The following is a 22,357-nucleotide window of genomic DNA, read 5'->3' as shown; positions in this document are numbered from 1 at the left end:
CGGAATGCCACCCCTCCCGGCGGGCCCAGCCGCTGCCCGGCCCGCCCTGGTCCCCAGTTCCGGTCCCGCCCCGCGGTTGGGCGCGTTCGGGCAGGTCGAGGCCGGTCGATAGGATGCCAACCATGCGCCTAGGTCGAGTTGCCAGCCCAGATGGAGTCGCTTTCGTCAGCATCGAAGGGGACGGTTCCGACGCCGTCGTCCGGGAGATTGCCGAACACCCGTTCGGCACCCCGACCTTCACCGGTCGCAGCTGGCCGCTGGCCGACGTGCGGCTGCTGGCCCCGATCCTCGCCAGCAAGGTGATCTGCATCGGCAAGAACTACGCCGCGCACGCCGAGGAGATGGGCGGCCCGGCCCCGGCCGACCCGGTCATCTTCATGAAGCCGAGCACCTCGATCCAGAGCCCCAACGCTCCGATCATCCTGCCGCCCAGCTCTTCTCAGGTCGACTACGAGGGCGAACTGGCGATCGTCATCGGCCGCCCCTGCAAGGACGTGCCCGCCGCCCGCGCCAACGAGGTGATCCTGGGCTATACCGTCGCCAATGACGTCACCGCCCGCGACCAGCAGCGCCACGACGGCCAGTGGACCCGCGCCAAGGGCTACGACACCTTCTGCCCGCTGGGCCCGTGGATCGAGACCGCGCTGGACCCTTCGGATCTGGAGATCGTCACCGAGGTCGACGGCCAGGTCAAGCAGCGCAGCCGCACTTCACTTCTGCTGCACGATATTCCGAAGCTGATCGAGTGGGTCACCGCCGTAATGACCTTGCTCCCGGGCGATGTCATCCTCACCGGCACCCCGGAGGGCGTCGGCCCGCTGCAGGCCGGCCAGACCGTATCGGTGACCGTCTCCGGCATCGGCACCCTGTCCAATCCCGTTGCCGCCAAACGCTGAACGAAAGAGAGCCATGACTGACGTCCGGGTTCGTTTCTGCCCGTCACCCACCGGCACACCGCATGTGGGTCTGGTCCGTACCGCCCTGTTCAACTGGGCCTACGCGCGCCACCACGGCGGCACCTTCGTCTTCCGCATCGAAGACACCGACGCCGCACGCGATTCCGAGGAGTCCTACAACGCCATCCTCGACGCCCTGCGCTGGCTCGGCCTCACCTGGGACGAGGGCCCCGAGGTCGGCGGCTCCTACGGCCCGTACCGGCAGTCGCAGCGGCGTGACATTCATCTCGATGTGGTGCAGCGGCTGCTGGCGGCGGGGGAGGCCTACGAATCCTTCTCCACGCCTGACGAAGTCGAGGACCGGCACAAGGCCGCCGGCCGCGATCCCAAGCTCGGCTACGACAACTTCGACCGCGACCTGACCGCCGAGCAGATCGCCGCCTACAAGGCCGAGGGCCGCCCGGCGGTGGTCCGGCTGCGCATGCCCGACCGGGACCTCACCTGGAACGACCTGGTGCGCGGCGAGACCACGTTCCGCGCGGGCGTGGTCCCCGACTTCGCGCTCACCCGCGGTAATGGCGATCCGCTCTATACGCTGGTCAACCCGGTCGACGACGCCATGATGAAGATCACCCACGTTTTGCGCGGCGAGGATCTGCTGTCCTCCACTCCGCGGCAGCTCGCGCTCTACGAGTCGCTGAAACGAATCGGCGTCGCGGAGTTCACCCCGGAGTTCGGTCACCTGCCCTTCGTGATGGGCCAGGGCAACAAGAAGTTGTCCAAGCGTGATCCGGAGTCGAATCTCTTCCATCACCGCGACCGCGGGTTCATTCCCGAGGGTTTGCTGAATTATCTGGCACTGCTCGGCTGGAGCATCGCCGATGATCATGACCTGTTCTCGATGGCAGAGATGGTGGAAGCCTTCGATATCTCGAAGGTGAATTCGAATCCGGCTCGATTCGACCAGAAGAAGGCCGATGCGCTGAACGCCGAACATATTCGGCGGCTGACCCCCGGTGATTTTGCTCACCGGCTGCGCGAGTTCCTTACCGGACACGGCCATATCGGCGCCGAGATCGACGAGAAGCTGTTCGAAACGGCGGCCGATCTGGTGCAGACCCGGATCAAGGTGCTCGGCGAAGCCTGGGATCTGCTGAAGTTCCTCTTCATCAAGCCCGAAGAGTTCGCGATCGACCCCGCCGCGGAGAAAAAGAATCTGGGCCCCGATGCCGCTCCGGTGCTGCAGGCGGCGGTGAAAGCCCTCGAAGGCGTTTCGGAATGGACCGTCACGCCCCTGGAAGAGGCGCTCAAAGCCGCGCTCATCGACGAACTGGGCCTCAAGCCGAACAAGGCCTTCGCGCCCGTGCGCGTGGCGGTGACCGGATCCCACATCAGCCCGCCGCTGTTCGAGTCGCTGGAACTGCTGGGCCGCGAGCTCACCATGGACCGCATGCGGTCCGCGCTCGCCGGGATCGCCTGAGATCGCTGCCGCGACGGCCCGCGGGAAATCCGAAATGATGCACAAACCGGCCTCTGACCAGCCGGTTTGTGTATCTGCCGGGGGATGCTGCTAATCTTCTTCTCGGCCGGAAAGCGGTCGGGAGCTTCCCCCGGGAGGAACCCGAAAGCCCAGGTCAATGGGGTATGGTGTAATTGGCAACACAGCTGATTCTGGTTCAGCCATTCTAGGTTCGAGTCCTGGTACCCCAGCTGCGAGAGCTCCGGCTCTCGAATTCGAGAAGCTTCGGCGGACCACAAAGTCTGCCGAAATCTCATCCTGGTCCCGTCGTCTAGCGGCCTAGGACGCCGCCCTCTCAAGGCGGTAGCGCGGGTTCAAATCCCGTCGGGACTACAAAGCGAAGGCCCCCAGCCGAACGGCTGGGGGCCTTCACTTTTCTGTATGACCATGGTTGCCGACCAGCGGCCACCATGGTTGCCGGCCAGCCGTGCCTATGGTTGCTGACCAGCGGTGCTGCCGCCCAGCGGCATGGCGGGCAGGCCGAGTTTGCGGTGATCCCAGCTGCGGACGCGCTCGGGCACCACGCGCACGGCCACCCGCTTGTTCAGCATGGCCTCCACGAACGGCTTGGCCTCGTCGCTGTACGGCCCGGTGTAGCGCTCCCAGACGCTGATTCCCACCTTGAACAGCGCCTCGGGGTCGTCGACGACCTCTGCGCGGCCCTCGATGGAGATACCGCGCAGCTGGTCGTAGGTGTCGCCGGCCTCGAGCATCACGGTGATGCGCGGATCGCGGCGCAGGTTCACCGTCTTCTGGGCCTTGGCCTTGGTCTCGAACCAGATCTCGCCGTCGATCACCGCGTACCACATGGCGACCAGATGCGGTGCGCCCGTGGCGCCCAGCGTGGCCATGGTGGCGATGCGGCTGCGCTCGATGAATTCGGTGATCTCCTGGTCGGACATCACGATCTGCGCGCGTTGATTAACTCCCATGGGCCGACTGTAATTTACGGCGTATGAGCGCGGTCACAGTGGCCATTTCCTGCCACCTGGCTCACAGCCGGAGCGGCCGATCCGACCCTGGAGACGGCACCTCCGGGCCCGGAAACCAGCGCAGCCCCCGCCGGAATCCGGCGGGGGCTGCGGTCGGGAAGTCGAGCAACTGCGGGCGGGTGGCTGAGCGACCCGTGGGGCTGTCGTGACGGCAGTGGCCACCTCCAGGGTTGCCCCGGGCCCGCAAAGTCCGTCAGAGGCGCTTGTGGAGGGCGTCGGCGGCGGCCACCAGATCGGCGGCCCAGCGCGCGCCCGGGCGGCGGCCCATGCGGTCGATGGGTCCGGATACCGAGACGGCCGCGACCACGCCGCCCGCGGCGTCGCGCACGGGCGCGGACACGCTGGCCACGCCGGCCGCGCGCTCGGCCGCGCTCTGCGCCCAGCCGCGGCGGCGCACCTCGGCCAGGGCCCGCTCGCCGAAGACGGCCTCGGGCAGGACCGTGCGCTGCATCTCGGGATCGGCCCAGGCCAGTAGCACCTTGGCGGCCGAGCCCGCGGTGAGCGGTAGGCGCGCCCCGATCGGCACGGTGTCGCGCAGGCCCGCGGCGGGTTCCATGGCGGCCACGCAGACGCGGGCATTGCCGTCGCGCCGATAGAGCTGCACGCTCTCGCCGGTGATCTCGCGCAGGCGCGGCAGGATGGTGGCGGCGGCGTCGAGGAGCGGGTCGCTGGCGGTTGTCGCCAGCTCCGACAGGGCCGGGCCGGGCCGCCACAGACCCTGGCTGTCACGGGCCAGCATGCGGTGGGTTTCCAGGCCCACGGCCAGGCGGTGCGCGGTGGCGCGGGGCAGTCCGGTGCGGGTGCAGAGCTCGTTGAGGCCGCAGGGTTGCTCGGCTACGGCGTGCAGGACGGCCATCGCTTTGTCCAGAACCCCGATACCGCTATGCTGTCTCATAGAACGATATTAGCGTCTCGCATGTTGGGAAATGCAAACCAGCCGCTCCCAGCTCGGACGTCAGTCACCGCGCACACCAACCGGGCGTGGATATGTCAATCGAGAGGTGAGCAGTTATGGCCGACCGGCCACGCACTCTGGCGGAGAAGGTCTGGGACCAGCACGTCGTCGTCCGCGGCGCGGGCGAGGGCGCGAATCGCGAACCCGACCTCATCTACATCGACCTGCACCTGGTGCACGAGGTCACCAGCCCGCAGGCGTTCGACGGACTGCGCGCCGCGGGTCGCCCGGTGCGCCGCCCGGATCTCACCATCGCCACCGAGGACCACAACGTCCCGACCATCGACATCGACAAGCCGATCGCGGATCCGGTGTCGCGCCTGCAGGTCGAGACGCTGCGCAAGAACTGCGAGGAATTCGGTGTGCGCCTGCACCCGATGGGCGATCTCGATCAGGGCATCGTCCACGTGGTGGGCCCGCAGCTGGGCCTGACCCAGCCGGGAACCACGGTGGTGTGCGGTGATTCGCACACCTCCACCCACGGTGCGTTCGGCGCGCTGGCGATGGGCATCGGCACCTCGGAAGTGGAACACGTGCTGGCGACGCAGACTTTGTCGCTGCGCCCGTTCAAGACCATGGCCATCAATATCGATGGGCGGCTGCCCGCGGGCGTCACCTCCAAGGACGTGATCCTGGCGGTCATCGCGCAGATCGGCACCGGCGGCGGCCAGGGCTACGTGCTGGAGTACCGCGGCGAGGCGGTGCGCGGCATGTCCATGGAGGCCCGGATGACCATGTGCAACATGTCGATCGAGGCCGGCGCCCGCGCGGGCATGGTCGCGCCCGACGAGGTCACCTACGAGTTCCTGAAGGGCCGCCCGCACGCGCCCGAGGGCGCGGACTGGGAGGCCGCCGTGGCCGCCTGGGACGCCCTGAAGACCGATGAGGGCGCGGTTTTCGACGCGGAGGTCCACATCGACGCCTCCGCGCTGACCCCCTTCGTCACCTGGGGCACCAACCCGGGACAGGGTGCGCCGCTGGGCGACTCGGTGCCGGATCCGGAGCAGATTGTCGACGAGAACGAGCGCGCGGCCGCCGAGAAGGCGCTGCAGTACATGGACCTGCGGCCGGGCACTCCGCTGCGGGATGTCACCGTGGACACGGTTTTCGTGGGTTCGTGCACCAATGGCCGGATCGAGGATTTGCGCGCGGTCGCAGACATTCTGACGGGCCGAAAGGTCGCGGACGGTGTACGCATGCTGATCGTGCCGGGCTCGATGCGGGTGCGGCTGCAGGCGGAAAAAGAGGGTCTGGGCGAGATTTTCACCGCCGCGGGCGCGGAATGGCGCCAGCCGGGATGCTCGATGTGCCTGGGCATGAACCCGGATCAGCTTTCCCCCGGTCAGCGCTGCGCCGCCACCTCGAACCGGAACTTCGAAGGGCGACAGGGCAAGGGCGGTCGCACGCACCTGGTCTCGCCGCTGGTCGCCGCGGCCACCGCGGTGCGCGGAACCCTGTCCTCACCTGCGGATCTGAACTGATCACATTCCGGTAGCGGCCCAGATGCCGCTGCCCCCACAGACTCAGGAGAATCACCGATGGAAGCCTTCAAGGTCCACAAGGGGATCGGCGTTCCGTTGCGCCGATCCAATGTCGACACCGACCAGATCATCCCGGCGGTGTATCTGAAGCGCGTTACCCGAACGGGTTTCGAGGACGGCCTGTTCGCGGCGTGGCGGACGGATCCGAACTTCATTCTGAACACCGAGCCCTTCAACCGGGGTAGTGTGCTGGTCGCTGGTCCGGATTTTGGTACCGGATCCTCACGTGAGCACGCTGTTTGGGCCTTGAAGGACTACGGGTTCCGGGTGGTGATCTCGTCTCGCTTCGCCGACATCTTCCGCGGGAACGCGGGCAAGGACGGGCTTCTGACGGCCCGGATGGCGCAGAGCGATGTGGAATTGCTCTGGAAGTTGCTCGAGGAACAGCCGGGTTTGGAATTGGCGGTGGACCTCGAGGCGCGAACCGTCTCGGCTGGAACGGTCGTGTTGCCGTTCGATATTGACGACTACACCCGGTGGCGCCTGCTGGAAGGGCTGGACGACATCGGGCTCACTCTGCGGCACAGTGATGAGATCGACCGGTTCGAAAACGCAAGGCCGACTTGGAAACCCGCCACCATTCCGGCCCGTATTTCGCAGACGTAATCATTGATGGGCGTTAGCTGAACCCCCTCAAACCAGGTAGCTGAGCGTGTGCCATGCGTCATGTATTTCCGCGTGGCACATAGACTCTTGCCCGGAAAGGGTTTACCGTGGTACCTAGTCGGTCCGACGACGGGCCATTAGTCTGCGGAGGATTCAATGAACAAGGCGGAACTGATCGATGTTCTGACCGAGAAGTTGGGTACTGACAGGCGCACCGCTACTGCTGCAGTTGAGCAGATGGTCGACACGATCGTGCGTGCTGTGAACAAAGGTCAGAGCGTCACCATCACCGGATTCGGTGTCTTCGAACAGCGTAAGCGGGCCGCCCGGGTCGCTCGTAACCCGCGCACCGGCGAAACCGTCAAGGTGAAGCCGACTTCGGTGCCGGCGTTCCGTCCCGGCGCTCAGTTCAAGGCGATCATTGCCGGCAAGCAGAAGATCGCTTCGAGCGGCCCGGCCGTGAAGCGCGGTGTGGCCGCCCCGGTTTCGGGTAAGACCACCGCCAAGAAGACCACCGCCAAGAAGGCGGCCAAGAAGGCCGCCACCAAGGCACCGGCCAAGACCACGGCCAAGAAGGCCGCCTCGAAGGCGCCCGCCAAGAAGGCCACGGCCAAGAAGACGGCGGCGAAGAAGACGGTCGCGAAGAAGACCCCGGCCAAGGCCACTGCTGCCAAGAAGACCACGGTCGCCAAGAAGGCCACCAAGGCCACCGCTGCGAAGGTCACGGCCAAGAAGACGGCCAAGAAGGCTCCCGCCAAGAAGACCGCGGCCAAGCGCACCGCTCGCCGGTAGCGAGGCCACAACCCGTCGCTGACGGGGGTTTTCGAGCAGGACAACACGCGAGACGGCCCGGCATCGCCGGGCCGTCTCGCATGTGTGTGGGGGTGGGTTTGGGGGTTCGATGGGGGCTGGAATCGGCAGTGTGCCAGGCGGAAATCGGCAGTACGCACGGCGGAAATCGGCAGGGCGGCGGATGGATTCGGCCGGACAGGGGCCGGTACGGTGGCGTTCCAAGGGTTCTCGCCGGGGCCGGGCTGTCGGCACGGCGGGGAAAAAACGCCCGCCGACGGGCCGGAAAGCCGTCAGCCCCGGGGGAGATCGGCCGGGGTGAGAGCGCGGTCGAGATGGTCGGCCGCGATCAGACGGCCGTCGTGGAAGGACAGCACCCAGACGCTGCCCTTGCGATTGCGGGCCGGTGGCAGGCTGATGCCGTCGGCGGCGGCCCACCACTCCAGCAGATCCGGAATCACCTTGCCCTGACTGGAGATCACCCGCACGGTATCGGCGGAGACCAGGTCGCGGGCGCGTTTGCGGGCGGCATCGGGTGCTGCCGCATAACCGGATTCGGAGAACAGCGGTTCGAGTTCCACGTCCACGCCCAGCTTTTCCGCCAGCGGGGTCACAGTTTGGACACAGCGGTCCGGTGGGGCGGAGAGGATTTCGGCCGCGCCGAAGGCGAGCAGGTTCGGCACCAGGGCGCGAGCCTGTGCGCGACCGGCCTTTTCGAGCGGGCGCAGGTCGTCGTCACCGGCGAAACGGTCGCTGCGACCGGCCTTGGCGTGCCGCACCAGCAGCAGGGTGGCGGTTTCGGCGGGATGGCGCAGGAAGTTCCGGACGATGCTGCGGTCCATGGGATAGGACAGGGCGTCCATCACGGTGTCGAGACGGCGCCAGTCCAGGACGTCGACCTCCAGATTGGACTCGAACGCCCCGTCCAGGACCCGGGCGGCCCAGTAGTCCACTCGCTTGAGCTTGCGGTGCCCGGTCACCGGATACGTCACGTGGCCCAGATAGCGGCCCAGGCGCGAATTCAGGCCCGTTTCCTCGGCTACCTCGCGCACGGCCGTGACCACCGGCGTCTCACCGGGATCCAATTTCCCCTTGGGCAGCGACCAGTCGTCGTATTTGGGCCGGTGCACCAGGGCGATCTCGAGCGCGCCATCTGCCGCCGGACGCCACAGCACCGCGCCCGCCGCCAGAATATTGGCGGCGACGCGGGGATCGGCGAAATCGGCGGCAGGGTCGGAGTGGGCCGGGCTCACTGGTGCTGCACCGGACGTCGCAGCCGCATCAGGTGCTCCTGGTGATCGCGGATCTGATCGCCGGGGACGTCGGGTCCGGGCTGGGCGGTCCAGCTGCCGTCGGCCTGCAGCACCCAGCAGCGGGTGGCCGGGTGCAGCGCGGAGTCGAACACCTGGCCCAGCTGCTCGGTCAGCTTCGGATCCTTCACCTGCGCCAGCACTTCCACGCGCCGGTCCAGGTTGCGGTGCATCATGTCGGCGCTGCCGATCCAGTACTCGTTCTGCGCCTGGAAGTGCAGAACACGCGAATGTTCCAGGAAGCGGCCGAGAATCGAGCGCACCCGGATGTTCTCGCTCATACCCGCGACCCCGGGCCGCAGCCCGCAGATGCCGCGCACCACGATGTCGACCGGCACCCCGGACTGGGAGGCGCGGTAGAGGGCGTCGATGATCTGCTCGTCGACGATGGCGTTGGCCTTCAGCCGGATTCGCGCCGGTTCGCCCTGCGAGGCCAGCTCGACCTCACGCTCGATGCGTTCGATGATGCCCGCGCGCACGCCGGTCGGGGCGACCAGCAGGTTGCGGTAGTTGGCCTTTCGCGAGTACCCGGTCAGCGAGTTGAACAGGTCGGTGAGGTCCGCGCCGATCTCCGGTGCGGCCGTGAGCAATCCGACGTCCTCGTACAGGCGTGCGGTCTTGGGATTGTAATTACCGGTGCCGATGTGGCAGTAGCGACGGATGGTGGCACCCTCGCGCCGCACCACCAGGCAGGTCTTGCAGTGGGTCTTGAGCCCGACCAGGCCGTAGACCACGTGCACGCCGGCCTGCTCCAGCGCCCGCGCCCATTTGATATTGGCCTGCTCGTCGAAGCGGGCCTTGATCTCGACCAGCGCGACCACCTGCTTGCCCGCCTCGGCGGCGTCGATGAGTGCGTTCACGATGGGGGAGTCACCCGAGGTGCGGTACAGGGTCTGCTTGATGGCAAGCACCTGCGGGTCGGCGGCGGCCTGCTCGATGAAGCGCTGCACGCTGGTGGAGAAGGAGTCGTAGGGGTGGTGCACCAGCACGTCGCTCTCACGCAGGGCGGCGAAAACGTTTCGGGGCGTTTCGCGTTCGCCGAACGCCGGCGGGGTGGCCGGGACGTAGGGGGCGTCCTTGAGGTTGGGGCGGTCCACGCCGTAGACCTGCCACAGGCAGGACAGGTCGAGCAGGCCGGGCACCTGGATGACGTCGGCCGGGTCCACGTCGAGTTCGCGCAGCAGCAGATCGAGCATGTGCTCGGTCATGTCGTCGGAGACTTCCAGGCGCACCGGGGATCCGAAGCGGCGGCGGGCGAGTTCGCGCTCCAGGGCCTGCAGCAGATCCTCGTCGCGATCCTCCTCGACCTCCAGGTCGGCATTGCGGGTGATCCGGAACGAATGCTGTTCCACCACTTCCATTCCCGGGAACAGCTGATCCAGATGCGCGGCGATCAGCTCCTCCATGGGGAGGAAGGCGGCCAGGGACGAGCCTTGTGCCGCAGCGGAATCCCGGCCCGGGGCGGTATTGCCGGCCGCGACCCGGCGGACCCGGACGAAGCGATCCACATTGTCGGGCACCTTGACCCGGGCGAAGTGCTCACCGCCGGTGATCGAATCCTTCACCGTCACGGCGAGATTCAGGCTCAGGCCACTGATGTAGGGGAACGGGTGGGCCGGGTCGACCGCCAGTGGGGTCAGCACCGGGAAGACCTGATCCTGGAAATATCCGGACAGGCGCTGCCGCTCGGTGTCCTCCAGATCGGCCCAGCGGATGATGGCGATGCCCTCGGCGGTCAGCGCGGGCAGCACCTGGTCCAGGAAGACGCGGGCGTGGCGCTCGCCGATCTCCTGGGTGCGGACGGCGATCATCTCGAGCTGCTCGGTGGGGGACAGGCCGTCGGCGGATCGCACCGACAGTCCGGTTTCCGCGCGGCGCTTCAGACCGGCCACCCGGACCATGTAGAACTCGTCCAGATTCGAGGCGAAAATGGCGAGGAATTTGGCGCGCTCGAGCAGCGGCTGGGAATGGTCCTCGGCGAGGGCGAGGACGCGGGCGTTGAAATCGAGCCAGCTGAGTTCCCGATTGACGTAGCGGTCCGCCGGGAGCGGCGCTATGGCGGTGGGCGGTGGGGTTGCCGCGGGCGGCGCCGCCGGTAGTAGCGGCGATTGCTTGACGGTATCCGTATCGCTCACTCTCACGATCATTCCTTATGTCGCGGGTGGGGTGCCGAACTGACACCGTCCATTGCAGCGCAGATCACGCCGCGTCAGCACAGTGAGGACCCGGCTCGGTGCATATCGTCGATTCCTCGACACGCCTGCGACACGCCGATTTCACGCAGCAGCGCGCCGGTGGCCGTTCCGACCCCGAGCGCGGCGGCGCGTTCGAGATCCGCGGCGGTGTCGACGTCCTGCCGCAGCCCGGGCCAGTTGCCCAGCAACTCCACCGCGCCGCCGGCGATGTGACGGCGGGCGGAGTCCGGACCGAAAAGCGGGTTCAGCGCGGCGGATCCGCCGCGCACCAGCAGGGCGACGGTGCCGCTGCCCTCGTGATCGGCGACCACCGAGCGCTGATGCCCGGTGCTCGCCAGCATGTCGCAGAGTTCGGCCGGGCGCAGCGCGGGCAGATCCGCTTGCAGGGCAAGCAGATCGACCGGGCCGTGGGCCTTTCGCACCGCGGCCGCGCCCGCGGCCAGGGCGGCGTTCAGTCCGCTGGTGTGCGGCGGGACCGCGGCGGGTTCGGGATGGACCGTCGCGCCCAGGTCGCGCACCAGATCGGCGACCGCCGGATCCGGGGTCACCACCGTCACCGAGGCCACCCCGCGGGCGGCGGCCGCGGCGGTCACCGTGTCCGACAGCATGGCCAGCACCAGGCGCGGCCGTTGATGCGCGGGCAGCCCATCGGACAACCGACTCTTGGCCAGTCCGAGACTCTTGACCGCGATCACCGCGTGCACGGCTGTGTTCACTGTGCCCTCCGCTCCGCTCCGGCCGCGCGCATGCCCGAATCCTCCCACTCCAAGATGACGGCCGTGTGAGCGGCGTCGAATTCCAGGAGATGCCACAACGGCATGGCTCCGATCACACACGCATATATTGAGCAGATGGCAAGGGCAGCGGTGTTGGGCGCGGGGTCGTGGGGGACCGCGTTCGCGAAGGTGTTGGCGGAGGCGGGAACCGAGACCATCGTGTGGGCTCGACGGCCGGAGGTGGCCAAAGTGCTTGCCACCGAGCATCGCAATCCCTGGTATCTGCCCGATGTGGCGTTGCCGCCCCTGGCCGCGACCGATGATCCCGTGGTCGCGCTGGACGGTGCCGACATCGTGGTGCTGGCGGTGCCCTCACAGTCGCTGCGGACCAATCTCGCGGCCTGGAAGGACCTCATCCCGGCCGATGCCACGCTGCTGAGCCTGGCCAAGGGCATCGAGACCGGGACCCTGCTGCGCATGAGCCAGGTCGTCGCGGAGGTCAGCGGCGCGGATCCGAGCCGGATCGCGGTGCTGTCGGGCCCGAACCTGTCGCACGAGATCGCGGCCGGCCAGCCCGCCGCGACCGTCGTGGCCTGCCCGGACGTGGCGCGGGCCGAGGCGGTCCAGCACGCCTGCGCCACCGGCTATTTCCGGCCGTACACCAATTCCGATGTGATCGGCTGCGAGATCGGCGGCGCCTGCAAGAACGTGATCGCGCTGGCCTGCGGCATCGCCTCGGGGATGGGGTTGGGCGACAACTCGATCGCCACCCTCATCACCCGCGGGCTGGCCGAGATCATCCGGCTCGGGGTGGCCGTGGGCGCGGAGCCGGTCACCTTCGCGGGGCTGGCGGGTGTCGGCGATCTGGTGGCCACCTGCACCTCGCCGTTGTCGCGCAATCGCTCCTTCGGGCACGCGCTGGGTGCGGGCGGCACCATGGAGACCGCGCTGGACGCTACTCATGGCCAGGTCGTGGAGGGTGTGAAGTCCTGCACATCGGTGCGGGCGCTGGCCGCGGCGCACGGGGTGGAAATGCCGCTCACCAATGCGGTGCACCAGGTGTGCCACGAGGGGCTGTCGGCGGCCGAGGCGGTCGGACAGTTGCAGGGGCGCCGCCTGAAATCGGAATGACCTGTCCCTGGTCGGGGCGACCGTGTAACACTGCCGCCATATTCGACCGGGTACGGTTCGGGGCATGACCAACAGGACCAGGGTGGCGGTGGTGTTCGGCGGCCGCAGCAACGAGCACGGGGTGTCGTGTGTCTCGGCACGCACCGTGCTGGCGAGCCTCGATCCCGAACGGTACGAGGCGGTTCCGATCGGCATCACGCGCGACGGCACCTGGGTGCTCGGCGACGCGGATCCGCGGGCGCTGTCCGCGCAGGATCGAGCGCTACCCGCGGTCGACGAACAGGGCACCGCGCTGGCGCTGACCGCCGATCCCTCGCGCGGCGGCGCGCTGGTGCCGCTGGACGGCGCCGACACCGTGCTGGGCGTCGTGGACGTGGTGTTCCCGGTGCTGCACGGCGCCTTCGGTGAGGACGGCACCCTGCAGGGTCTGCTGGAGCTGGCCGAGCTGCCCTATGTGGGTCCGGGCGTGCTGGCCAGCGCGGCCGGGATGGACAAGGAGTTCACCAAGAAACTCCTTGCGGCCGAAGGTCTTCCGATCGGCGTGCAGGTGGTGCTGCGGCCCGGCGTGACGACGGTCGCCGACGCCGACCGGGCTCGCCTGGCGCTGCCGGTCTTCGTGAAGCCCGCCCGCGGCGGGTCGTCCATCGGCATCACCAAGGTGGACAGCTGGGACGAGCTCGACGCCGCCATCGAGACCGCGCGCCGCCACGACCCGAAGGTGATCGTGGAGGCCGGCATCGTCGGCCGCGAAGTCGAGTGCGGCGTACTGGAATTCCCGGACGGCAGGGTGGAAGCCAGTGTGGTGGCAGAGATCCGGATGCCCGAGGACGACGCCGAGGCGCCCGCCTTCTACGATTTCGACACCAAGTACCTCGACGACGTCTGCGAGTTCGACGTCCCCGCCAAGCTGGACGACGATGTGTCCCAGCAGATCCGGGAGCTGGCGGTGCAGGCCTTCCGGGCGCTGGACTGCCAGGGCCTGGCCCGCGTCGACTTCTTCGTGACCGCCGACGGTCCGGTCATCAACGAGATCAACACCATGCCCGGGTTCACCGCCATCTCCATGTACCCGCGCATGTGGGAGGCCACCGGCATCGACAACCGGACGCTGGTGAGCACCCTCATCGAGACGGCTCGCGCGCGCGGCACCGGCCTGCGCTGACCGCATCTCCGGCGGCCCGGTTCATCAATTCGGATGAGGGACCGGGCCGTTCGCATGCGACCTGCGGGCGACGGCAGCCGCCTCGGGCCGGGCGTAGCCTCGATCAGGTGATCGTGGCTCTGACGATTCCCGGCCTGGCCCTGCTGATCATCGCGGTGGCCTTCGCCGATGTGGCCTACCGCAGGGTGACCGGGCGGACCGCGCTGCCGTGGATGCGGGCCGAGGATGGCGACCGCAGCGCGGCGGCCATCGGCCTGGAGCAGTTCGACGCGGCGTTCAACTCGGCCAAGCGGCACGAGATGGAGCAGCGGCAGTCGGTACTGATGCACCGGGAGAACCCGGGTGACGGGGACGAGGGCGTGGAGATCGACCTCACGGCCGGGAAGGCCACGCTCCGCAAGCTCTGACGGATGGAGCGAGCACCGGCAGATATATCCGCCGGACCGGCTGCCGTCAGTTCGGGATCGGGTTCGGGTCGATCGGCTTCTGCGGGATCGTCTGCTGGATGGCCGCCGAAATGTCCTGCAACGGACCGGGTCCGGCATTGTCGGGCATGGTCAGCGCGATATAGATGCCACGGTCCACCGCCCAGTAGGTGCCGGAGGTGACACCGCTGGTCTGGTCACGCACCTCGAACCAGTTGACGCCCGAGTCCCCATTGGCCGCTTTGCTGGTCTGGATCTGGTTCATGCTCGAGGACTTGACGAATTCCAGCGGCCGATCCAGGCCGCAGCGCACCACGATGGCGTCGCCGCCGTCCGGCAGCTGCCAGGCGTGCGTGGCGGGCGGCGCGGGCTGCACCAGCTCGGAGGTGGTGTAGTCGCCGATCTTGTCGGGCAGCGCGGGCATCAGCGCGGTGCACTCCGGGCCGGACGCGGTCGGCGCGGGCACGGCGCCCAGGACCAGCGGGTCGCGGCTGTGGTGCCGATTGGCCAGCACACCCATGACGAGCAGCCCGACGACCAGCGCGACCGGGAGGGCGACGGCGGTGGCGATGAGCGCCGGCGAGCGGCGGACCTCATAGTCCTCGTCCGAGTCCTGGCTCGCGGCAGACTCTTCAACGGCGTCGGAATCCTTCGACTCCGCGACCTCCGAGTCCTCCGACTTCGCGGCGTCTGCGGTCTCCGCCGCCGTGGCGTCGGTGGCCTGCTCCGTGGCGTCGGCGGCCTTCGCCGCGTCGGCGTCGGTCGCGTCGGTGCGCTCCGGCGTGGTGTCCGGTTCGGTGCCGCGGGTGTCGTTGCTCATCCGGTCGTCGGTCCCCGATCGTGGCGTGCCGGGCACGCGTCCCGGCTGCTGGTCGTCGATTGCGGGTTCGAGGGTACCGTCGAGCGATCAGGCGTCCGCATCACACTCGTCCCGAAGGAGACCGCCATCACCGCCAGCAGCAGGCCGCAGTCCGTTCCGGCCGCCCGCACCGTGGGCGAGCTCGGGGAATTCGGCCTCATCGCGCTGGTGAACCAGGGGCGGACGCAGACGCCGGGGGTGCTGCTCGGTCCGGGCGACGACGCGGCGGTGATCGCCGCGCCCGAGGGCCGGTTCGTGGTGACCACCGACATGCTCGTGCAGGACCGGCACTTCCGCACCGACTGGTCGAGCGCGCACGATATCGGCCGCAAGGCCATTGCGCAGAACGCCGCGGACGTGGTCGCCATGGGCGCGGTGCCCAGCGCCTTCGTGGTGGGCCTGGGCTGCCCGTCGGACACCCCGGTCGAATTCGTGCGCGCGCTGGCGGACGGCCTGTGGGCCGAGGCCGGGCGGGCCGGGGCCTCGATCGCGGGGGGCGACATGGTGCGCAGCCCGCTGCTGATCCTTTCGGTGACGGCGTTCGGCGATCCGCGCCGCGCGCCCATCAAGCTGTCGGGGGCGCGGCCGGGCGACGTGGTGGCGGTGGCCGGGCGGCTGGGCTGGTCGGCCGCGGGGCTGGCGGTGCTGACGGCCGGGGCCGACGCCGCCGAGTTCGCGGACGCCGTTGCCGCGCACCGGGTTCCGCGGCCGCCGTACGAGGCAGTGCTGGAGCTGCCGGACACCGCGGAGATCACCGCGCTGACCGACGTGTCGGACGGGCTGCTCGCCGATCTCGGACATATCGCCGAATCCTCCGGTGTGGCCATCGATCTGGCGGCGGCGACACTGGCCGATCCCGGACTGGCGGCGGTGGGGAAGGCGCTGGGCGTCAACCCCCTCGACTGGATTCTGTCGGGCGGCGAAGACCACGCATTCGCAGCGACTTTCGCCGATTCGGGCGATGTGCCGGAGGGCTGGGTGCGCATCGGACAGGTCCGCGCCGGCGCGGGCGTCACCGTCGACGGCACCCTCCGGTCCGGACCGGCCGGTTGGGAATCCTTCGCATAGCCGGGTCCGGTACCGCGATGAAACTCGACACGATAAGTTTTCCCGACATGGGTGCGAAACCACTGTCGGAAGTCATCGATACGGGCTGGGCCGAGGCCCTCGAGCCGGTGACCGACCGCATTGCCGCGATGGGTGAATTCCTGCGAACCGAAAACGCCGAGGGGCGTGGCTATCTCCCGAAGGGGGAGAACGTGCTGCGGGCCTTCCAGCGGCCGTTCGACAAGGTGCGGGTCCTCATCGTCGGCCAGGATCCGTATCCGACGCCGGGGCATCCGGTGGGGCTGAGTTTCTCGGTGGCCCCGGATGTTTCGCCCATTCCGCGCAGCCTGTCGAACATCTACTCGGAGTACTCCAAGGATCTCGGCTTCCCGACGCCGTCCAACGGTGATCTGTCGCCGTGGTGCGATCAGGGGGTGCTGATGCTGAACCGAGTGCTGACCGTGCAGCCGGGCCAGCCGGCCTCGCATCGCGGCAAGGGCTGGGAAGCGGTGACCGAGCAGGCAATTCGCGCGCTGGTGGCCCGGGACCAGCCGCTGGTGGCGATTCTGTGGGGCCGCGACGCCTCGACATTGAAACCCATGCTGGGCAGCACTCCGTACATCGAATCCGCCCATCCCTCACCGCTGTCGGCTTCGCGAGGATTCTTCGGTTCTCGGCCTTTCTCCCGAACCAACGAATTGCTGGGTACCCTAGGGGCCGCGCCGGTGGACTGGCGTCTGCCGTAGCGCGGATCCGTTACCTGATTCAGGAGCATGTGTATGCAGAAGAAGACTGCCCGTGGTGTTTTCGTCGCGCTGGCCGCGGGTGCGGCGCTGGCCGCGGCCCCGGCCGCCGCGAACGCCGAGCCGTTGACGCTGGACCCGTACGTCCCCGACGTGAAGACCACCACGGTCACCCCGGTCGGCAGCCTGCTCGACACCAATAGCGTGAGCGGCCTGTCGTCGAACGTGACCTCGCGCCTGGCGTGCGTGGTGCAGTCGATCAGCCAGCAGGTGGACTGCATCAACGGCGCGGCGTGATCCCGGGCGTCGGGCGCCGGTCCTCGTCGCGCGGCGCCCGGCGCACCATCCGCACCTGCATTGCGGGACTGAAGGCTTCGACTCGGCGTTCCCCGTCGAGTTCGAAGCCGTACTTCTTGTAGAAGGCCTGCGCGCGGGGGTTCTCCTCGAACACCCAGAGTGAGGTGTCGGCGTCGTCCGGCAGCACCGTGCGCATCAGCTCGTCGGCGAGGCCGGTGCCGTAGTAGGCGGCACGCACGTACATGGCATTGAGTTCCCGTGGCGTGGGCGAGTTCTCCTCGGCCGCGGGGCCGGCGGCCGCGAATCCGACGACGGTGTCGTCGACGACGGCGACCCACACGTGCCCCGGATACTTCACCCGGACCCGGTCCCAGGCCGCCGCGCGCTGATCGACATCGAAGGCGTCCAGCACGTGCTGCGGGATCAGGCCCTGATACGCCTCACGCCAGCAGGCGACATGGCAGGCGCCGAGACCGTGGGCGTGCTCGGCCCCGAGCGGGACCACCCGCCATTCGCTCATGCGTCCTCCCACTGCAGACAAAAGCCCCGGATCACCCAATTCTGGGTGCCGGGGCTTTTGTGGAAAAGCTGATTCAGCCGCGAACGACCTTGCCCGCCTTCAGGCAGGAGGTGCAGACGTTCATGCGGCGGGTGTTGCCGGGGGCAACCTGGGCGCGCACGGTCTGGATGTTCGGGTTCCAGCGACGGTTGGTGCGCCGGTGCGAGTGCGAAACCGACTTACCGAAGCCGGGGCCCTTGGCGCAGACGTCACAGACGGCAGCCATAGTCGCGAGCTCCTTCATGTCATAGTGGGACGCGCTGCACGGTGTACAGCGTGTCCGAAAGCCTAATGTCTTGGACGTACCTACCAGCAAATCGCTGGTGAACGCGGGCCGATACCTGAGAGGGCAGGACCGTGCCTGCGTGAGGCAACCGGACAAGAGTAGCCAACCGTGCCCGGGCGTGTCCAATCAGCCCCCGGGCACGGTTCCGTATGCGGCGTACGAATGCCAGGTGGCGGCGTGGTGTCGGTTGCCCCGACTAGGCTGGCTGCCGGGATTCCACGACGCGAGAGGACGGTGACGGTGCCCGGGGTAGCGGACGCGTTCGACGGTCACGAGGGCCTGGATGGAACTGCCCTGCTGAGGTGGGGCCGGCTCGCCCTGAGCGCCCTGGAACGCCACCGGGACGAGATCAACGCCCTCAATGTCTTCCCCGTCGCCGACTCCGACACCGGCACCAATCTGCTCAGCACCATGCGGGCAGCCGTCAGCGGTGCCGAGGCGGCAGCGGGCACGCTGCACCAGTGCATCGGACCGGGCGCGGCCGTCTCGAAGGGCGAGGATGGCGCGCCCGCCCCCGGGGATGCGGCCGCCGCCGCGCATGCGAATCCGGGAAGCGGGCCCCGGGCCCGGGAAGTCGGCGCTGCCATGGCGCGCGCGGCGACCATCGGGGCGCGCGGGAATTCGGGGATCATCCTGTCGCAGGTGCTACGCGGGATCGCGGACGCGGTGACCGATGGGCCGCTGACGGAGCAGGCGCTGCGGGTCGCGTTGCGGCAGGCCGCGCGGCTGGTGCGGGAGGCGCTGAGTTCGCCGGTCGAGGGGACCATGCTCACGGTGCTGGAGCGGGCTGCCGAGCGGGCTGCCGACTGTGCGGAGCGGGATCTGGTCGCGGTGGCGCTGGCGGCGGCCGATGGAGCGGCCAAGGCGTTGGGGGAGACGCCCAGCCAACTGGGGGTGCTGCGCGAGGCCGGGGTGGTGGACGCCGGGGCGCGCGGATTGCTGGTGCTGCTGGACGAATTGGTGGCGGCGGCCGGTGGGAGCGCGCCGGCGCGACCGGCTTACCGGCGCGGCGCACCGGAACAGCACCGGGTGAGCGTCACGGGCGAGCTCGACGCGGACGCTCCGGGCGCGGGGCCGGGAACAGCCGCCGGAGCGGAATTGAATCCGATTGTCGCGGTGGCGAATTCGGCTGCCAGCGGATCGTTCGGCCGGGTGGCGGTGGCCACGCCGCACTACGAGGTCATGTTCCTGGTGCGCGGAACCGACGAGGAGCGGATCGCCGCCCTGCGGGATCGGCTCGGCGCGCTGGGGGATTCGGTGGTCGTCGTGGGTGACGGGTCGCAGACCTGGTCGGCGCACGTGCACTGCGCCGATGCGGGGGCGGCGGTCGAGGCCGGGCTCGAGACGGGGGCGCTGAGCGGGATTCGCATCGAGACGCTGACCGTGTCCACCCATGCCCCCGGCGGGACGGATCGGGCGATTCTGGCGGTGGCGGCCGGAGCGGGCGCGGTGCGGCTGTTCGAGGACGCGGGCGCCGTGGTGCTGGAGGGCGAGGTGACGGCGGACGTGCTCCTCGAAGCGATTCGCGCGGTCCGGCAGCGGGAGGTACTGGTGCTGCCGAACGGGGCGCTGCCCGCGCACGAGCTGGTGGCGGTGAGTGTGGCGGCGCGGGACGGGCAGCGGGAGGTACTGATGCTGCCGTGCGGGTCGATGGTGCAGGGGCTGGCGGCGCTGGCCATGCACGATACGGGGCGGGCCGCGGCGGACGACGCCTTCGCCATGTCGGAGGCGGCGGCCGGGACACGGTGGGGGGCTTTGCGAATGGCGCCGGAGCGGGCGCTGACCATGGTGGGGATGTGCGAGGCGGGGGACGGGCTCGGCCTGGTGGGCCACGATGTGGTGGTGATCGATCCGGATGTGCGGGCGGCGGGGCGCACGCTGCTGGACCGGATGCTCGGGCTGGGAGGGGAATTGGTGACCATGCTCATCGGATGCGATGCGCCGGAATGGCTTTCCGCTGATCTGGCCGGGCACGTGGCCGCGGGTTTCCCGGGTGTGGAAGTGGTGGTGTACCCGGGCGGGCAGGCCGGTGACCTGGTGCAGATCGGGGTGGAATAGATGGCGACACTGGCGGATCGGCTCGACCACGTGCTCGGGGTGAAGGCGGCCGAGGGGCTGCAGGAGCACTTCGACATGCAGACGGTGGAGGACCTGCTGCGGCACTATCCGCTGCGCTACGCCACCCAGGGGCAGCCGCTCACCGAGGAAGCGCCCGAGGAGGGCCAGCACATCACGGTGATGGGCCGGGTCACCAAGACCGAGCTGCGGCCCATGAAGAACCGGCGCGGCAGCCTGCTCAAGGTGAACCTGGACACCGGCGGCGCCCGCCCGGTGGAGATCACCTTCTTCAACGGCGACAAGGTGCGCTATCTGGTGAAAGAGGGTGTGCGGGCGATGATGTCGGGCACCGTGCACTGGTGGCGGCCCGACCGCTGGAACCTCTCGCACCCGGACTATCTGATCCTGCCGGAAAAGGGTGACGGGTCGATCGAGAGCCTCACCACCGTACGCGGCGGCGGCGCGCTGCGCGGCTTGGCACAGAGCGCGAAAGGTGCGGGGGGAGTGGATGTCTCGTTCTTCGAGCGCGAATTCATCCCGGTGTACCCGGCGACCGCCAAGGTGCAGAGCTGGGATCTGCTGCGCTGCATCCGCCAGGTGCTCGACCAGCTCGACCCCATCGACGATCCGCTGCCGGAAGCGCTGCGTACCGAGCACGCGCTGTTGCCGGTCTCCGACGCGCTGCGCCTGATCCACCTACCCGAGCACAAGGCCGATATCGAAGCCGCCCGCGGCCGTTTGCGTTTCGACGAGGCCATGGCCCTGCAGCTGGTGCTGGCCGAGCGCCGCCACCAGGTGGAGGGCCGGGCGGCCAAGTCGTGCCCGCCGCGCACCGACGGCATCGCGGCCGCCTTCGACAAGCGGCTGCCGTTCGAGCTGACCGAGGGGCAGCGCACGGTCATCGACGAGATCTCCGCCGACCTGTCGCGCAGCCATCCCATGCACCGGCTGCTCCAGGGTGAGGTGGGTTCGGGCAAGACCATCGTGGCCCTGCACGCCATGCTGCAGGTGGTGGACAACGGCCAGCAGTGCGCACTGCTCGCACCGACGGAAGTACTTGCGGCGCAGCACTATCGGTCCTTGACGAAGATGCTCGGCGATCTCGGGAACGCGGGGGAGCTGGGCGCGGCCGACCAGGCCACCAAGGTGGTGCTGGTGACCGGCTCCATGTCGGCGGGCCAGAAGAAGGCGGCCCTGCTGGACGCGGTCACCGGTGAGGCGGGCCTGGTGATCGGCACGCACGCCCTGATCCAGGACAATGTGGAGTTCTTCGACCTGGGCATGGTGGTAGTCGACGAGCAGCATCGTTTCGGCGTGGAACAGCGGGATGCCCTGCGCGCCAAGGCCAAGAACGCCGCCAGCCCGCACTTGCTGGTCATGACGGCCACCCCGATTCCGCGCACCATCGCCATGACCACGCTGGGCGATCTGGAAACCTCGGTGCTGACCCAGCTTCCGCGCGGCCGCTCCCCGATCACCTCGAAAGTCGTTCCCGCCAAGGTGAAACCGGCGTGGGTGGATCGGGCGTGGGAGCGCATCGGCGAGGAGGTGGCGCAGGGGCGTCAGGCCTATGTGGTGTGCTCGCGCATCGGCGACGAGGAGGAGAACGGAAAGGGCAAGGGCCGTAGGGCGAAAGCCGAGGAGGATAAGGAGGGGCCCACCACCCACTCGGCGGTCGACATGTACGAGATGCTCGGCTCCGGGGCCTTCAAGGAGCTGCGGGTGGGCCTGCTGCACGGTCGGCTGCCGTCCGATGAGAAGGACCGCGTCATGCGGGCCTTCAATGACGCCGAGATCGATGTGCTGGTGTGCACCACGGTGGTCGAGGTCGGTGTCGACGTCCCGAATGCCACGGTCATGGTGATCGTGGACGCGGATCGTTTCGGCGTGAGCCAGCTGCATCAGCTGCGCGGCCGCGTCGGCCGGGGCAAGCATGCGGGCCTGTGTCTGCTCATCACCGAGACCAATCCGATGGGAACGGCCATGGCCCGGTTGGAGGCGGTCGCGGGCACCACCGACGGCTTCGAACTGGCGGTACTGGATCTGCGGCAGCGCCGCGAGGGCGATGTGCTGGGCTCGGCGCAGTCGGGCACGGCCCGCAGCCTGCGGCTGCTGTCGCTGCTCGACGACCTCGAAGTCATCACGGCCGCACAGCAGCTGGCGCGCGAGATCGTCGAGTCCGATCCGGGCCTGCGGAACCATCCCGGCCTGGCGAGCATGATGCGCGCGGCCGTGGACGGCGAACGCCTGGAGTATCTGGCCAAGTCCTGA

The 22,357-nt window shown here is 68.8% G+C and carries 21 protein-coding genes and 2 tRNA genes; 15 read left to right on the top strand and 8 right to left on the bottom strand.

Annotated features, from left to right (window positions below; all coding sequences use genetic code 11):
- Positions 1-122 precede the first annotated feature (122 nt).
- The 4 genes from ABZV44_RS19545 (at position 123) to ABZV44_RS19530 (ending at position 2,748) form a co-directional block, all read left to right on the top strand.
- Positions 123-896: a fumarylacetoacetate hydrolase family protein gene (locus ABZV44_RS19545; protein ID WP_354837894.1), complete on the top strand. Its 774-nt coding sequence runs from the start codon at positions 123-125 to the stop codon at positions 894-896.
- Between the two features lie 13 nt (positions 897-909).
- Positions 910-2,376, top strand: a complete 1,467-nt coding sequence (gltX, locus tag ABZV44_RS19540; RefSeq protein ID WP_354837892.1) for a glutamate--tRNA ligase — start codon at positions 910-912, stop codon at positions 2,374-2,376.
- A gap of 158 nt (positions 2,377-2,534) precedes the next feature.
- A tRNA-Gln gene (locus ABZV44_RS19535) sits at positions 2,535-2,606 on the top strand.
- A 69-nt stretch (positions 2,607-2,675) separates the two neighbouring features.
- Positions 2,676-2,748 (top strand) — tRNA-Glu (locus tag ABZV44_RS19530).
- A gap of 98 nt (positions 2,749-2,846) precedes the next feature.
- On the opposite strand, the gene ABZV44_RS19525 is transcribed toward ABZV44_RS19530, so the two are convergent.
- Together ABZV44_RS19525 and ABZV44_RS19520 are read right to left on the bottom strand one after the other, a co-directional pair.
- Complete coding sequence (locus ABZV44_RS19525) at positions 2,847-3,347, bottom strand: PPOX class F420-dependent oxidoreductase (protein WP_354837890.1); 501 nt, start codon at positions 3,345-3,347, stop codon at positions 2,847-2,849.
- 253 nt (positions 3,348-3,600) lie between these two features.
- Positions 3,601-4,302 (bottom strand): IclR family transcriptional regulator, encoded by a 702-nt coding sequence (locus ABZV44_RS19520; protein WP_354837888.1) that lies wholly within the window; start codon positions 4,300-4,302, stop codon positions 3,601-3,603.
- 116 nt (positions 4,303-4,418) lie between these two features.
- Here ABZV44_RS19520 and leuC point away from each other — a divergent pair, with 116 nt between their 5' ends.
- The 3 genes from leuC (at position 4,419) to ABZV44_RS19505 (ending at position 7,301) form a co-directional block, all read left to right on the top strand.
- Positions 4,419-5,843, top strand: coding sequence for a 3-isopropylmalate dehydratase large subunit (gene leuC, locus ABZV44_RS19515; RefSeq protein ID WP_354837886.1), 1,425 nt, complete (start codon positions 4,419-4,421; stop codon positions 5,841-5,843).
- Positions 5,844-5,900: 57 nt separating this feature from the next.
- A complete protein-coding gene (gene leuD, locus ABZV44_RS19510; protein ID WP_354837884.1) occupies positions 5,901-6,509 on the top strand; it encodes a 3-isopropylmalate dehydratase small subunit in 609 nt (202 codons plus the stop codon).
- Between the two features lie 156 nt (positions 6,510-6,665).
- Positions 6,666-7,301 carry an HU family DNA-binding protein gene (locus tag ABZV44_RS19505; RefSeq protein ID WP_354837882.1) on the top strand — a complete coding sequence of 212 codons (636 nt, stop codon included), beginning with the start codon at positions 6,666-6,668 and terminating at the stop codon, positions 7,299-7,301.
- A 290-nt stretch (positions 7,302-7,591) separates the two neighbouring features.
- Here the strand turns inward: ABZV44_RS19505 and ABZV44_RS19500 are convergent, their stop codons facing one another.
- The 3 genes from ABZV44_RS19500 to cofC all read right to left on the bottom strand — a co-directional run bounded on the left by ABZV44_RS19500 (position 7,592) and on the right by cofC (position 11,519).
- Positions 7,592-8,551, bottom strand: a complete 960-nt coding sequence (locus ABZV44_RS19500) for a bifunctional NUDIX hydrolase/histidine phosphatase family protein (protein WP_354837880.1) — start codon at positions 8,549-8,551, stop codon at positions 7,592-7,594.
- Complete coding sequence (locus ABZV44_RS19495; protein WP_354837878.1) at positions 8,548-10,755, bottom strand: RNA degradosome polyphosphate kinase; 2,208 nt, start codon at positions 10,753-10,755, stop codon at positions 8,548-8,550. Before ABZV44_RS19495 ends, ABZV44_RS19500 begins: the two co-directional genes overlap by 4 nt.
- 62 nt (positions 10,756-10,817) lie before the next feature.
- Positions 10,818-11,519, bottom strand: a complete 702-nt coding sequence (gene cofC / locus ABZV44_RS19490; RefSeq protein ID WP_354837876.1) for a 2-phospho-L-lactate guanylyltransferase — start codon at positions 11,517-11,519, stop codon at positions 10,818-10,820.
- 135 nt (positions 11,520-11,654) lie between these two features.
- On the opposite strand from cofC, the gene ABZV44_RS19485 reads away from it, so the two are divergent.
- The 3 genes from ABZV44_RS19485 (at position 11,655) to ABZV44_RS19475 (ending at position 14,219) form a co-directional block, all read left to right on the top strand.
- Positions 11,655-12,650: an NAD(P)H-dependent glycerol-3-phosphate dehydrogenase gene (locus ABZV44_RS19485; RefSeq protein WP_354837874.1), complete on the top strand. Its 996-nt coding sequence runs from the start codon at positions 11,655-11,657 to the stop codon at positions 12,648-12,650.
- A gap of 64 nt (positions 12,651-12,714) precedes the next feature.
- Positions 12,715-13,812, top strand: coding sequence for a D-alanine--D-alanine ligase family protein (locus ABZV44_RS19480; RefSeq protein WP_354837872.1), 1,098 nt, complete (start codon positions 12,715-12,717; stop codon positions 13,810-13,812).
- 107 nt (positions 13,813-13,919) lie between these two features.
- A complete protein-coding gene (locus ABZV44_RS19475; protein WP_354837870.1) occupies positions 13,920-14,219 on the top strand; it encodes a DUF6191 domain-containing protein in 300 nt (99 codons plus the stop codon).
- Between the two features lie 46 nt (positions 14,220-14,265).
- On the opposite strand, the gene ABZV44_RS19470 is transcribed toward ABZV44_RS19475, so the two are convergent.
- Positions 14,266-15,057, bottom strand: a complete 792-nt coding sequence (locus ABZV44_RS19470) for a DUF3515 domain-containing protein (protein ID WP_354837868.1) — start codon at positions 15,055-15,057, stop codon at positions 14,266-14,268.
- Positions 15,058-15,228: 171 nt separating this feature from the next.
- On the opposite strand from ABZV44_RS19470, the gene ABZV44_RS19465 reads away from it, so the two are divergent.
- Genes ABZV44_RS19465 through ABZV44_RS19455 form a run of 3 tightly spaced genes read left to right on the top strand, consistent with a single transcriptional unit; the run spans position 15,229 to position 17,183 of the window.
- Entirely contained in the window at positions 15,229-16,164 is a 936-nt protein-coding gene (locus ABZV44_RS19465) for a thiamine-phosphate kinase (protein WP_354837866.1), read from the top strand.
- Positions 16,165-16,211: 47 nt separating this feature from the next.
- A complete protein-coding gene (locus ABZV44_RS19460; RefSeq protein ID WP_354837984.1) occupies positions 16,212-16,889 on the top strand; it encodes a uracil-DNA glycosylase in 678 nt (225 codons plus the stop codon).
- Between the two features lie 33 nt (positions 16,890-16,922).
- On the top strand, positions 16,923-17,183 hold the full coding sequence (locus tag ABZV44_RS19455; protein ID WP_354837864.1) for a hypothetical protein: 261 nt from the start codon (positions 16,923-16,925) through the stop codon (positions 17,181-17,183).
- Here the strand turns inward: ABZV44_RS19455 and ABZV44_RS19450 are convergent.
- Both ABZV44_RS19450 and rpmB read right to left on the bottom strand, forming a co-directional pair.
- Positions 17,167-17,703: a GNAT family N-acetyltransferase gene (locus ABZV44_RS19450; protein ID WP_354837862.1), complete on the bottom strand. Its 537-nt coding sequence runs from the start codon at positions 17,701-17,703 to the stop codon at positions 17,167-17,169. The two genes, ABZV44_RS19455 and ABZV44_RS19450, sit on opposite strands and share 17 nt — an antisense overlap.
- Positions 17,704-17,776: 73 nt before the next feature.
- Positions 17,777-17,968, bottom strand: coding sequence for a 50S ribosomal protein L28 (rpmB, locus tag ABZV44_RS19445; RefSeq protein WP_011210730.1), 192 nt, complete (start codon positions 17,966-17,968; stop codon positions 17,777-17,779).
- A 300-nt stretch (positions 17,969-18,268) separates the two neighbouring features.
- Between rpmB and ABZV44_RS19440 the strand changes: the two genes are divergently transcribed.
- Complete coding sequence (locus ABZV44_RS19440; protein ID WP_354837857.1) at positions 18,269-20,086, top strand: DAK2 domain-containing protein; 1,818 nt, start codon at positions 18,269-18,271, stop codon at positions 20,084-20,086.
- Positions 20,087-22,357, top strand: coding sequence for an ATP-dependent DNA helicase RecG (recG, locus tag ABZV44_RS19435; protein ID WP_354837855.1), 2,271 nt, complete (start codon positions 20,087-20,089; stop codon positions 22,355-22,357).

It is taken from the genome of Nocardia sp. NPDC004860, assembly GCF_040609015.1.
Classification (GTDB): domain Bacteria; phylum Actinomycetota; class Actinomycetes; order Mycobacteriales; family Mycobacteriaceae; genus Nocardia.
The sequence above is the reverse complement of the archived record's forward strand: the minus strand, read 5'-3'. Positions and strand labels throughout refer to the sequence as shown.

Bases quoted from the DNA above. Each gene is read 5' to 3' on its own strand.
- ABZV44_RS19495 (WP_354837878.1), bottom strand. From the start codon at position 10,755: ATGATCGTGAGAGTGAGCGATACGGATACCGTCAAGCAATCGCCGCTA.
- ABZV44_RS19450 (WP_354837862.1), bottom strand. From the start codon at position 17,703: ATGAGCGAATGGCGGGTGGTCCCGCTCGGGGCCGAGCACGCCCACGGT.
- ABZV44_RS19480 (WP_354837872.1), top strand. From the start codon at position 12,715: ATGACCAACAGGACCAGGGTGGCGGTGGTGTTCGGCGGCCGCAGCAAC.
- ABZV44_RS19545 (WP_354837894.1), top strand. From the start codon at position 123: ATGCGCCTAGGTCGAGTTGCCAGCCCAGATGGAGTCGCTTTCGTCAGC.
- ABZV44_RS19485 (WP_354837874.1), top strand. From the start codon at position 11,655: ATGGCAAGGGCAGCGGTGTTGGGCGCGGGGTCGTGGGGGACCGCGTTC.
- leuD (WP_354837884.1), top strand. From the start codon at position 5,901: ATGGAAGCCTTCAAGGTCCACAAGGGGATCGGCGTTCCGTTGCGCCGA.
- leuC (WP_354837886.1), top strand. From the start codon at position 4,419: ATGGCCGACCGGCCACGCACTCTGGCGGAGAAGGTCTGGGACCAGCAC.
- ABZV44_RS19455 (WP_354837864.1), top strand. From the start codon at position 16,923: ATGCAGAAGAAGACTGCCCGTGGTGTTTTCGTCGCGCTGGCCGCGGGT.
- ABZV44_RS19460 (WP_354837984.1), top strand. From the start codon at position 16,212: ATGGGTGCGAAACCACTGTCGGAAGTCATCGATACGGGCTGGGCCGAG.
- rpmB (WP_011210730.1), bottom strand. From the start codon at position 17,968: ATGGCTGCCGTCTGTGACGTCTGCGCCAAGGGCCCCGGCTTCGGTAAG.
- gltX (WP_354837892.1), top strand. From the start codon at position 910: ATGACTGACGTCCGGGTTCGTTTCTGCCCGTCACCCACCGGCACACCG.
- recG (WP_354837855.1), top strand. From the start codon at position 20,087: ATGGCGACACTGGCGGATCGGCTCGACCACGTGCTCGGGGTGAAGGCG.
- ABZV44_RS19520 (WP_354837888.1), bottom strand. From the start codon at position 4,302: ATGAGACAGCATAGCGGTATCGGGGTTCTGGACAAAGCGATGGCCGTC.
- ABZV44_RS19505 (WP_354837882.1), top strand. From the start codon at position 6,666: ATGAACAAGGCGGAACTGATCGATGTTCTGACCGAGAAGTTGGGTACT.
- ABZV44_RS19470 (WP_354837868.1), bottom strand. From the start codon at position 15,057: ATGAGCAACGACACCCGCGGCACCGAACCGGACACCACGCCGGAGCGC.
- ABZV44_RS19525 (WP_354837890.1), bottom strand. From the start codon at position 3,347: ATGGGAGTTAATCAACGCGCGCAGATCGTGATGTCCGACCAGGAGATC.